Genomic DNA, 12,224 nt, shown 5'->3' with positions numbered 1-12,224 from the left:
GATCGCGGCTAAGGAAGTATTTGCGGAAGTGGCGATGACAAATTCCCGTAGTCCTGTATTATCACGGAATAAATTCGTATTATCACCGAATAAATTTGGTAATAAAGATACAATTATTCCGGAAACTAATCCTGCTAAAGCTACACGTAAAGGTAAACTCACATGTAGTCTTCGGTATAACTTAATGCTATAAATTAAACCGCGATTGAATAAAGCAGCTAAAAAACCTGCACATACACCCAGTAATAGGTAAAAGGGAATTTCTGTAATTGCGAAACTGCTGGAAATTTGGTTTGGTTGCAGGTTGAGTAACAAACTCCCACCACCCAAAAGCCGAGAAACAACACCACCAATAAATGAAGCAATAATAGCTGTTCCTAGAGTTAACCCCGATAAATCTTGCAGCAATTCCTCAACAATGAACAAAACTCCGGCAATTGGTGCATTAAACGCAGCAGCTAAACCCGCACCTGCCCCTGCCGCAATCATTTGCCGACGATGATCCGGAGAGGTGGGAACCCAACGACTCATCCCCGCCGCAAGTCCTGCACCTACCTGTACAGTCGGTCCTTGACGACCTAAAGTTAAACCAGAGCCAATTGTAATAATGGCACTCAGTAGCTTGACAAATGCCACTCGCCAAGACAAGTTCATTGGCATATTTGCCAGGGTTGCCTTAACTTGAGGAATACCGCTACCTGAAGCTTCTGGTGCTAATCTTTCCACCAGCCAACCAGCCAAAAACCCAAACACCACACCAACTAAGGGAAGTACAATCCACGCTGGAAATAGATGCGATGAATGCACTCGCCAAGTTCCCAATGCACCCGAACCAAACTTCAACAGCACCGCCGACAAAGCAGCGACTAATCCAATTACCGAAGCCTCTGCTATGGCTAAACCTCTTCTTGGTTGCCACAAATTGCGGAACCTAGAAGCAAGAACAGGGGAAGGCATATATATTGAATATTGAATGAATGAAAAATAAAAATTGCAGTTATTTCAGTTAGGAATCAGAAAGCAACAGTCAGAATTGAGAATGTTAATTTCACAAAAATTGCAACTCAAAATTAGGGCAAATGTGTTCTTCAACCCTTATCTTGAATCTTGACTTTTGAATCTTGACAAACATCTTTACTGCTATGGAGAAGCTACGCCTCTACCAGCCTCTAAATCCTACTTTCTTACAAATCATAAGGAATAAAATGCGTGACTGGACTATGGTTTGCCAGTCAATCGTAATATTTGATGACCATCTGCTGGAAAGGAGGAAGAAACTGATGTAAATGTTGGAACTATTTTTGCGTTATTTAAGTCAATAGTTAGTTGCGTCAAAAAAGTAATAATTGACATGCCCACTCTGGAGGTATTCATTGAGGACGCAAAATTGAGGACGCAAAGTTTTACGCCCCTAAAATGAACTCATATCAAGTCCGGATAATTATTGTTCATTAGTTTTTCAGTGCGTCAGTTAGAGCATGAGTTAATGTTTGCTAGTAATAGAAAGTCCTTCAACTATTAGGGAAGGTGTGTAACAGGAACCATTCCAGTCTGCATCATCCCCCAAACCGACTAATTGTTTTAAAACAGCATAAACATTACCAGCAACCATCGTATCTTTAACTCGCCCTTGCACCTCACCATTTTTAACCCGATAACCCAAATCAATATTGATCGAAAAATCGCCCGAAATACTGCTACCACCACCTAACATTTGGTCAACTATTAAACCATCGTCGAGTTGGGAGATTAAAGATTTGAGCGGTGTTTTTCCCGGCTGAATCAGAAAATTAAATAATCCAGGGGTCGGGTAACTACTTAAACCGGGGCGAAAACCATTACCTGTAGTACAAATACCTAAACTACGCCCAGTTGCGCGATCGCAGTAAAAATTCTCCAGTATTCCATCTCGAATAAAAACTAATTGCCGAGTTGGTGTCCCCTCATCATCAAATGGACAACTAAATGGACCCTGAATCGGGTCTTGATATAAAGTCAAACTAGGTGAAATTACGGCTGTATTCATTCTTTCCGCCCAAGGTGAAGCTTTTTCCAGAATCCGCTTACCATTCAACGCAGCTTGTACAGTTCCCCAAAGCATATCCGCCGCTTTGGAAGTAAACAAAACTGGAACACGTCCCCCAGGAGGAGTCACATTTTCCTGTGCCCAATTTAAACGCTGTATAATTTGCTGTGCGACTTTTTCCGGTTTTAAGTAATTACGTTGGGTTTGTCCGTCAGCAACGCTTAAAAAATCGTCACCACGTACCCATTCCGCAGCTAGATAACAACTAAGTGTTGTATCTGTGTAGTGACAATCCAAACCCTTAGTATTGATCAGGCGAGTCGTTTCCACATCGCATTCCCAATCACCATTACACATTGCTTCCGGATAAACATTGCGAATTTGAGCGATCGCTTCTTTTCCCCAAAGCACTAATTGTTCCAAGGGGACATGTTTACCGACATCGGGATAAACAGAGATTTGAGAATTGGTGAGTTCAATTGCTTCCGGTGGATTGAGTTGACTTAAAGCCAATGCTCGTTCCACCATCGCCTGTGGTTCGACTGAACCATACGCCACCGAAAGTCCCGGACAGCCATTGCGCCACAATCGTAAAACTGTACCTTCTGCTTGACTGGTTTCGATTTGCTTGAGTCGGTTCGCCTCAAAAAAAACAGGTTGCGAATGCGATCGCGACTGATACACTTCCGCCGCCTCCGCTCCAAACTTGATGGCAAGTTCTAAGAGTTGTTCGGCAAACGATGAAAGTGGTGATTGATAAAACCCCATGATAGTAGCTGGCTGTGGACTTAAACTGGGGGAGAGGGGGAGAGGGGGAGAGGGGGAGATGGGGAGATGGGGAGATGGGGAGATGGGGAGATGGGGAGATGGATTTTCTATATTTCATCTCTTTATCCCCGCGTCACCGCGTCACCGCATCCCCGCGTCCCCTAGTCCCCGCGTCAACCGCGTCCCCGCATCCCCGCGTCTCCTTTTCCTATTCCCCCAAACAACTTTACGGCAGAATGACATCTTGCAAAAGCCAAAATCCCGCAAAAGATTCTGATTCTGGACTTGACTGGATGCCAATAAAATGCACTCCTTTCACTTTTTGCTTTGCCTCGTTGAACTCCATAGCTTCATTTTTCATGCTGGGATTACGAATATTTGCCAAAATCCAGCTTTCTGTTGCACCAGTCTCTAATACCAGTCTGCCACCTTGACTTTCATCAAATCTCAAACTCGCTAACTCCAAGCCCGATATCCAAGCTGCCAAAGGTAATGCCCTAGATGAAAACAGCAATACACCAGGTATTGGCATGTCTTCAGTAATTCCCATCATCTCTAACGGGAATCCTTCACCAAAGCTAATATCCCACTCCGGCATATCAGTAAAATCACTAGCGCTTAAAGTGACAAATCCCCATTTTTCACTTTCTAAGGCATCAGGTAAACGCTGCGGTATCGGTGCATCCAGGCGTACAGATGGATTTGTCCCACCTTGATAACCAGGTTCCTTTGGATACACTTGCTCCATCCGTTCTGCGAGCCAATTATGCAGTACCAAAATTCGGCGACTTGGTTGTGCGGCAATACCTGCATCCTGGCAGGCTTTGGTAATCATATTATTCATTTGCCGGCGAAAGAAGCGGACACGACTGGGAGATTCCCCCGAAGAAGCGATCGCTTCTTCGATGGCTGTTCGCAACCACACCGAATTTACCTCTGTACTGGGACAGTACTTGGTAAAGCGAAACAAAGAATCGGGATTTGCGCGTACATCCAAGGGGCTTTCGCAAATCACCACTTCCCAAACCTTTTTCTGATTTTCGTCCAAAATCGGACGCGAGTAAAAATCGAGTTCCCAAATACTGCCCATATTATGCTTGGAATTATGCCGTTAAGTTTTTGCGACTTTTCTTATATTTCCTATGATACGAGGAATAGGGAATCGCAGGATGGGGAAAGTGGGAATACGGGGCTGGTTGTTATGGGATGACAAAACTCACCCGCTTAGGTGAAGTCAGTAGCTGGCTGAGTGGGTAGTATTAAAAAAGATTAAGCAAACATTTATAAATTTTTAGATGATGGTTAGTTGTTGCTCAAATAACTATACAACTACTAATCGAGGAACATTAACTAGTTAACTAGTAATAATATACAGAATCCAGATGCGTCTATGGCAACATATATTGACATTCCAGTTATTAGTAAAAAGATAAAACCCCCATCCCGTTGGATTTTGGGGTTAATTGCGGCTAGTGTATTTATAGGTGGTGCGATCGCAACCCAAACTCTGACAAACAAAGGGATGCGTCAAGAGGATATCGCCCAACAAACGGTTCCAGTGGCAGCCCAAAATGTCACTTTACGCATTACAGCTAGCGGTAAAGTATCACCAATTCAGAGTGTAAATATTAGCCCCAAAAATTCTGGTATTGTTTCCCAGCTATATGTCGAACAGGGAGACAAAGTAGAAAAGGGACAAATTATTGCCCGGATGAATAGCGATGATATTCAAGCGCGTGTGCAACAAGCACGTGCCAATCTCGCCCAGGCACAAGCCCAGTTAAATCAAGCCCGTGCGGGGAATCGTCCCCAGGAAATTGCCCAAACGCGATCGCGATTAGCACAAACTGAGGCACAATTAGCAGCAGCCCGTGCGGGAAATCGTCCTCAGGAAATTGCCCAAGCTCAAGCACAGGTAGATGCTGCCGCCGCGAAGGCAAATTACACCAGTGAACAAGTGAAGCGCTATCGTTATTTAGTTGAGCAAGGCGCGGAAAGGAAACAATTACTTGATCAAGCTTTGAGTGAAGATAATGCCGCAAAAGCCAGTTTGCGGGAGACTCAAAAGCGATTATCCTTGCAACAAAGTGGTAGTCGTGCGGAGGATATAGCCCAGCGTCAAGCGGCTGTGGCGGAGGCGAGAGCTTCTTTACAACTCATGGAAAGCGGTTCCCGCCCTGAAGAAATTGCCCAGCGTCAAGCTGCTGTTGCTGCTGCCCAAGCTCAACTTCAAGCAGAATTAGTTACTTTGGAAGATTCAATTATTCGCGCTCCCTTTTCTGGGATTATTACTCAGAAATATGCCAATGTTGGAGCTTTTGTGACACCAACAACTTCCGCCAGTGCTTCTGCTTCGGCAACTTCAAGTTCACTAGTTGCTTTGGTGCAGGGTTTAGAAGTATTAGCGAGTGTTCCGGAAGCAGATATCGGCAGAATTAAGACAGGGCAGGAGGTGGAGATTGTTAGTGATGCCTACCCTGAGCAAGTTTTTAAAGGGCAAGTGCGGTTAGTTGCCCCGGAGGCAGTCAAGGAAGAAGGGGTAACTTTATTTCAAGTCAGAGTCAAAATTGTTACTGGCGAGGATAAATTGCGATCGGGTTTAAATGTTGATTTGACATTTTTAGGGGATGATGTCCCCAATGCGTTATTAGTACCTACAGTCGCCATTGTCACCGAGAAAGGAAATACTGGGGTATTAGTCCCAAATGCTCAAAATCAACCGCAATTCCGCTCTATTACTATTGGTTCGCAAATCAAAGATCAAACTCAAATTGTTGAAGGACTTAAACAAGGCGATCGCATTTTCTTAAATCCTCCTCCTGAATATCAAAAACAGAAAGCACAAGAGAAGAAAGATAAATAATACCAATTCTCCACAAGCAAGCGACAGATGCGGATGTGGAGACGCGGAGACGCGGAGACGCGGGGACACGGAGAGAAACGGGATAAATCAGGAAAAGATTGAGAGATGGGGAGAGTGGCAAACTATGAACATAATTGAAAGTATGAAAATGGCAGGGACAACCCTGCTCTCAAATCGCTTACGTAGTGCCCTGACAATGTTAGGAATTGTGATTGGGAATGCGTCAGTAATTGCCATGATTGGGATTGGTGAAGCTGGGCAAAAATATGTTTCCAAGCAATTAGAATCCTTGGGACCCAATGTGTTATTTGTATTGCCAGGAAACGAAGAAACCCAGCGAATTTCTTTTGAAGTTCCCAGGAATTTAGTTTTAGCAGATGCAGAGGCGATCGCATCTCAAGTCCCAACAGTAGCCGGAGTGGCACCGGAATTAAACCGCAGGCAAAGAGTTGCGTTCAAAAGTCGCAACACTGATGTCAACGTGATTGGGACAACTCCAGGCTTTTTGAAAGTGCGCGATTTTGCCACAGCAAAAGGACGCTTTTTTAGCGATATTGATATGAAGCGGAATAACCAAGTTGTGGTCTTGGGTAGTAAATTCGCTAGCAAATTTTTTGGTACAAATAATGCGATCGGACAACAAATCCGCATTAAAGATTCTAAATTTGAAGTAATTGGTGTCCTCACCGAAAAAGGCTCCAGTGTCGGCGCTGATTATGATAGTGCTGTCTTAATTCCTCTGACGACTTCTGCCAATCGTCTAGTTGGGAAAAACTCACCCTATGGCATAGCTTTAGATTACATTTCGGCTTCGGCTCGTGATGGCAAAAGTGTTGATGCCGCAGTATTCCAAATTACTAATTTATTGCGTTTGCGCCACAAAATTACCAACGAAGATGACTTTACTCTCCGCACTCAAAAAGATGCATTAAGTACCGTCGGACAAATCACCGGTGCATTGACAATCATGTTAGCAGCGATCGCGGCAATTTCTCTATTTGTGGGTGGCATTGGCATTATGAATATTATGCTAGTTTCCGTCACCGAACGTACCCATGAAATCGGTTTAAGAAAAGCGATTGGGGCAACTCAACAAGATATTCTCTGGCAATTTACAATTGAGGCGGTAATTGTTTCTGCTGCGGGTGGTTTAGTGGGTGCTGCCATTGGTGTTTCGGGAATTTTATTAGTGGGAGCATTAACACCTTTAGAAGCGGCAATTTCACCAATTGCGATCGCATCTGCTGTTGGTGTTTCTGGTGGCATCGGTTTATTTTTTGGTGTCTTTCCTGCCCGTCGTGCCGCAAAACTTGACCCAATTGTCGCATTGAGAAGTATCTAAGTTTTACATTTCAAAGATTGTTATATTAGTAATAGCCGTAGCCCAAAACCAAAAAAAATAACTTATAGCTGATGAGATTTGAATTTAATCATTTAAATCAATAATTTAAATCAATAATTTAAATCAATAATGGAAAAATCAATGATTGCATCTTCCTCTCTGCGTGATTCCCAGTCCCCAATCTCCCAAAAAACAATTATTCGTCTGGAAAATATCTTCAAAATCTACGGAATTGGAGAAACCGAAGTACGTGCCCTTAATGATGTTAATTTAATTATTGAAGAAGGTGAATATTGCTCAATTATGGGACCATCAGGTTCCGGTAAATCGACAGCAATGAATATTATTGGCTGTTTAGATCGACCGAGTTCGGGACATTACTATTTAGATAACCTCAATGTCGCGCAAATGGAAGATAACGAACTAGCACATATTCGCAACAAAAAAATCGGATTTGTCTTCCAACAATTTCATTTATTACAACAACTAACAGCCCTCGAAAACGTCATGTTACCAATGGTTTACGCAGGTATTCCTAACAGTGAACGTCGAGAAAGAGCAACCGAAGCATTAATCAAAGTTGGCTTAGAAAATCGCCTCAATAACAAACCTAACCAACTATCAGGAGGACAACAACAAAGAGTAGCGATCGCGCGATCTATTGTCAACCGTCCCGTACTCATTCTCGCAGATGAACCCACAGGCGCATTAGACTCCCGTACCACCCAAGAAGTCTTAGAGATTTTTACAGAACTTAACACCAGTGGCATCACTGTAATCATGGTGACACACGAACCCGAAGTCGCCCGTCAAACTCGACGCATTGTTTGGTTTAGAGATGGACAAGTTGTACATTCAAATCTGACACCAGCAGATTTAAATCAAGTCGCAGCATCGTAAGTCGGAATTGGGAAATTTGAAAAGGGGAGATGGGGAGATGGGGAGATGGATTTTCTATATTTCATCTCTTTATCCCCGCGTCCCCGCGCCCTTGCCTCTCCACACTCCGTCCCTATTATTCCCCAACAGTCAACTCCAAGCCCCCACGATAGCCTGTAATCAAGCGGCTACCATCTTTGAATATATGAACTTCGATTTGGTCACTAGCCCAGTTAATTTGGTCTTTTAAGGCGGGATTAAAAATATGTACTCGTTGGTTGCTAGAAGAAACCGGAGAATCAGGGGTATTTATAGCTAGAGACTCGACATAAGCACCATCAATGAGAATATCAAGTTCTGCTAACAAGTCTTTTGCGCCAGCTGGGGCATAATCGGATTGTAGTTGTTCTAAAGTAAAGCCACTAAATGACATGACATTTAATCCTGCGGCTTTAACTTGACGAGCAAGTTGTGCCAGTGCTGGTGCTTGCCAGAAGGGTTCTCCACCGGAAAATGTTACTCCTTGATTACGGCTGTCAGCAAGGATTTTTTCAGCTAGGTTGTCAATGGAGATAAGTTGGTTAATTTCAAAACTCCAGGATTCTTCATTAAAACAACCTGGGCATTCGCGCATACAACCCTGTACCCAAACAACAGCACGGGAACCAGGACCATTTACTTCCGATGCATCTACATAACCCATAATATTCAGATAACCAGGTGGAATTTCTACCAGCGAAAGATATGGGTTAAATTTTTGTTGAGTCATTTTTATCTCTCTTTAACCTGTGGTGAGGTGGTGACTTTACTATTTGTAGATTAAACGCAAAATTTGAGGATGTTGTGAAGGGTGGAGTCAGGAAAAAGCCAAAGGTAATTTTTCTTTGCTCATTACCAAATTACAAATAACCATGACTCCAATCCCCATTTTGATTAATTTGCCGGAAATATTCCTTAATTTGCTTTTACAGAGTCCCGCAAAATCCTATGCTAGATTGTCGGGCTGCTTTGGACTGTTTACTAAAGACAAAGGACACAAAACAGATGATTGATACTGCGATCGCAAATATTATTGCACGGGAAATTCTAGACTCGCGGGGAAAACCAACCATTGAGGCGGAAGTACATTTATATAATGGTGCAATTGGATTAGCGCAGGTTCCTAGCGGTGCTTCGACGGGTACTTTTGAAGCCCACGAACTTCGCGATGGTGAAAAAAATCGTTATGGCGGTAAGGGTGTACTCAAAGCAGTGCAAAATGTTAGAGATGCGATCGCGCCGAAGTTAATCGATATGGATGTTCTCAACCAAGAACTCCTCGATAAAACCATGATTAGCTTGGATGGTTCGGCGAATAAAGCAAATTTGGGTGCGAATGCCATTTTAGCGGTTTCCCTGGCTGGGGCAAAGGCAGGTGCGGAGTCTTTAGGGATTCCTCTATATCGCTATTTGGGTGGACCTTTGGCAAATTTGTTACCCGTCCCACTCATGAATGTCATTAATGGTGGCGCTCATGCTGCGAATAATATTGATTTTCAGGAATTTATGATTGTTCCTGTGGGTGCTTCCTCGTTCCGCGAGGCTTTGCGCTGGGGTGCGGAAGTGTTTGCAACTCTAGCAAAAGTCCTTGATGATAAAGGTTTGCTGACTGGTGTCGGTGATGAAGGTGGTTTTGCTCCCAATTTAGAATCTAACCAAGTTGCTTTGGAATTGCTGGTGGCGGCAATTGAAAAAGCTGGTTATAAACCCGGACAAGAGGTGGCTTTGGCTTTAGATGTTGCTGCTAGCGAATTTTACAAAGATGGGCAGTATGTATATGATGGCAAGCCCCATGCACCTGCTGAATTTATTGATTATTTGGCACAGTTGACAAGTCAGTATCCAATCGTTTCTATCGAAGATGGTTTGCATGAAGAAGATTGGCAAAATTGGCAGGCTTTGACAGCAAAAATTGGCTCGACAGTGCAATTAGTTGGCGATGATTTATTTGTGACAAACGCAACTCGTTTGGCAAAAGGGATTGAACAAAAAGCGGGCAATTCGATTTTAATTAAGTTAAACCAAATTGGTTCGCTGACGGAAACTTTGGAAACAATTGATTTAGCAACTCGTAATGGTTTCCGCTCAATTATTAGTCACCGTTCGGGAGAAACTGAAGACACAACAATTGCCGATTTGGCAGTTGCAACTCGTGCGGGACAAATTAAAACTGGTTCCTTATGTCGTAGTGAACGAGTTGCTAAATATAATCGCCTGTTAAGGATTGAAGATGAATTAGGTGAACAGGCAATTTATGCAGGTAAAGTTGGGATGGGACCAAAAGGAATTTAGATTTTGAATCGACATCTCAAATATTAGCAGGACACCCGGTTTGCTCACAAAACCGGGTTTTTTTCATGAGTCAGACAAATTCAGATCAACAATAATTCGATAAATTCGATAGAACCTAATACCAATTCTTCAAAATTCGGTTTTTTGCTCAAACCAATATTTATATCTTGATATCTTTGTATTTTATACAACCTACTCTGTACTGTTTTTCTGCGGGAAAATAACAGGTATAAGTAAAGTAAAACTATAAAAAATCCCAAAATCACTGGGTTGAAAAATAAAAGTATGCTTCCAAGTCTGTTTTCCAGCAAACTGAGTTCGCGTACCTCCTACATAATTCTGCTAGCACTGGGAGTCAGCGCCACATTGACAATGTCACCTCCCGCATCGGCTCAAAGTTCTACTATTATCTATCAGCGAACCACAACTTACGATAATTACCGTCAACCCCGTATCATCTATAAACGTCATCAAACCCACCGAAATTATCGCCAGCCCCAAGTCACTAACTTTATTTACCGTAGTCCTGTTTATACACCTTTCCCAGTTAATCCTTACAAAAGGCAGGTGATTAAAAACAACAATAATTTCTATCCTCGTTCATACTATCAACAGAGGGTAATCGTCCAACCTCGTGTTAGACAATACATCAACAATTCCACTGGGATAAATCCAATTTTCCTTACTCCTAACATTCGCAACTCTAATATTATTAATCCCAGAAACTTGAATCCCTATCGCCATTACTATGGCAATCCCGTTCAGCGCAATTCTGGTACTATCTTTTTCCAATATTAGAAGCAATCCTGGTATTCAATAAATACCTAATGCTCAGTTGATACAGTTTCTCGATGAAGTTGCGCTTAATAGGTAATCCCTTCAAACTCAGTCTGAGATATTGAGATATAGAAAGTTGAGATTTTATTAAGCGCATGATTAGAGAGCATTTCTAAAGTAAATATTAAGGATAGTCGCGCAGGGAGAAACCCGGTTTCTCATCAAAAAGTCAGATGATGCTCGATACTTAAATCCAAGAAACCGGGTTTCTTTGGTCTTAAGATTTACTTTATACATAACCTCTTAGAGAGAATAGCACTCACTCACGGCATAAAATTAGAACCAACAAGCATTGTCCCAATCCCAACATCAGTAAAAATTTCTAGCAAAAGCGAGTGAGGTATGCGACCATCAAGAATATGGGCAGCTTTGACACCTTGAGCAAGCGATCGCACACAACAATTGACCTTGGGTATCATTCCTCCCGCCACAACACCCGTAGCAATTAAATCTCGTGCTTCTTGAATATCAAGTTTGGGGATCAGTGTGCCTGGATTTTTATAATCTTTTAAAATCCCTCTTGTATCGGTGAGTAAAATTAATTTTTCCGCACCCAAAGCAGCAGCAATTTCCCCAGCGACAGTATCGGCATTGATATTGTAGGCTTGTCCAGTTTCATCAGCAGCAACACTAGAAACAACAGGAATGTAGCCATTTTCCGCCAACGTATTCAGAATATTCACATCAATACCGCTAACATCCCCCACAAAACCGATTCCTTCCTGTCCTTGGGGTCGGGCTGTAATCAAGTTACCATCTTTGCCGCACAATCCAACCGCCTTACCCCCAGCTTGACTAATTAAAGAGACAATTTCCTTATTGACGCGACCAACTAACACCATCTCGACAACATCCATTGTTGGTGCATCAGTAACCCGTAAACCATTTTTAAACTGCGCTTCGATACCTAGTTTATCCAACCAGCTATTAATTTCTGGTCCCCCACCGTGGACGACAATTGGACGTAAGCCAACACAGGAAAGGAAGACAATATCGCGAATCACGGTGTCCTTGAGTTCGCTATCTTTCATTGCCGCACCACCATATTTAACCACCACAGTCCGACCTGCGAACTGTTGAATATAAGGTAATGCTTCGCTGAGAACTCGAACGCGGGTTGCTTCTGCTTGTTTGATGTACTCTGTATCGTTAACCATTATGAGGTGTGTGAGATTGTA

General features: G+C 42.8%; 11 protein-coding genes. 5 read left to right on the top strand and 6 right to left on the bottom strand.

Annotation, left to right across the window (positions count from 1 at the left end):
- The 4 genes from VB733_RS09160 to VB733_RS09145 all read right to left on the bottom strand — a co-directional run.
- On the bottom strand, positions 1–957 hold a 957-nt coding region (locus VB733_RS09160; RefSeq protein ID WP_323339763.1), incomplete at its 3' end, for a chloride channel protein.
- A gap of 261 nt (positions 958–1,218) precedes the next feature.
- Positions 1,219–1,353 (bottom strand): hypothetical protein, encoded by a 135-nt coding sequence (locus VB733_RS09155; RefSeq protein ID WP_323339762.1) that lies wholly within the window; start codon positions 1,351–1,353, stop codon positions 1,219–1,221.
- 130 nt (positions 1,354–1,483) lie between these two features.
- Positions 1,484–2,794, bottom strand: coding sequence for a TldD/PmbA family protein (locus VB733_RS09150; RefSeq protein WP_323339761.1), 1,311 nt, complete (start codon positions 2,792–2,794; stop codon positions 1,484–1,486).
- Positions 2,795–3,020: 226 nt separating this feature from the next.
- Complete coding sequence (locus VB733_RS09145) at positions 3,021–3,884, bottom strand: Tab2/Atab2 family RNA-binding protein (RefSeq protein WP_323339760.1); 864 nt, start codon at positions 3,882–3,884, stop codon at positions 3,021–3,023.
- 300 nt (positions 3,885–4,184) lie between these two features.
- Here VB733_RS09145 and VB733_RS09140 point away from each other — a divergent pair, with 300 nt between their 5' ends.
- From VB733_RS09140 to VB733_RS09130, 3 genes are all read left to right on the top strand, one after another.
- On the top strand, positions 4,185–5,657 hold the full coding sequence (locus tag VB733_RS09140; RefSeq protein WP_323339759.1) for an efflux RND transporter periplasmic adaptor subunit: 1,473 nt from the start codon (positions 4,185–4,187) through the stop codon (positions 5,655–5,657).
- A gap of 124 nt (positions 5,658–5,781) precedes the next feature.
- Entirely contained in the window at positions 5,782–6,999 is a 1,218-nt protein-coding gene (locus VB733_RS09135) for an ABC transporter permease (protein WP_323339758.1), read from the top strand.
- Positions 7,000–7,140: 141 nt separating this feature from the next.
- Positions 7,141–7,899, top strand: coding sequence for an ABC transporter ATP-binding protein (locus VB733_RS09130; protein WP_323339757.1), 759 nt, complete (start codon positions 7,141–7,143; stop codon positions 7,897–7,899).
- A 115-nt stretch (positions 7,900–8,014) separates the two neighbouring features.
- Here VB733_RS09130 and VB733_RS09125 read toward each other — a convergent pair whose 3' ends face one another.
- Complete coding sequence (locus VB733_RS09125) at positions 8,015–8,647, bottom strand: 4Fe-4S single cluster domain-containing protein (RefSeq protein ID WP_323339756.1); 633 nt, start codon at positions 8,645–8,647, stop codon at positions 8,015–8,017.
- Between the two features lie 275 nt (positions 8,648–8,922).
- On the opposite strand from VB733_RS09125, the gene eno reads away from it, so the two are divergent.
- Both eno and VB733_RS09115 read left to right on the top strand, forming a co-directional pair.
- Positions 8,923–10,209, top strand: coding sequence for a phosphopyruvate hydratase (eno, locus tag VB733_RS09120; protein WP_323339775.1), 1,287 nt, complete (start codon positions 8,923–8,925; stop codon positions 10,207–10,209).
- A gap of 285 nt (positions 10,210–10,494) precedes the next feature.
- Positions 10,495–11,007, top strand: coding sequence for a hypothetical protein (locus tag VB733_RS09115; RefSeq protein ID WP_323339755.1), 513 nt, complete (start codon positions 10,495–10,497; stop codon positions 11,005–11,007).
- A 302-nt stretch (positions 11,008–11,309) separates the two neighbouring features.
- Here VB733_RS09115 and argB read toward each other — a convergent pair whose 3' ends face one another.
- On the bottom strand, positions 11,310–12,206 hold the full coding sequence (argB, locus tag VB733_RS09110; RefSeq protein ID WP_323339774.1) for an acetylglutamate kinase: 897 nt from the start codon (positions 12,204–12,206) through the stop codon (positions 11,310–11,312).
- Positions 12,207–12,224 lie beyond the last annotated feature (18 nt).

This window comes from Calothrix sp. UHCC 0171 (assembly GCF_034931845.1).
Lineage (GTDB): Bacteria > Cyanobacteriota > Cyanobacteriia > Cyanobacteriales > Nostocaceae > Brunnivagina.
Note: the sequence above shows the minus strand (reverse complement) of the source record. Positions and strands in the feature narration are given on the sequence as shown.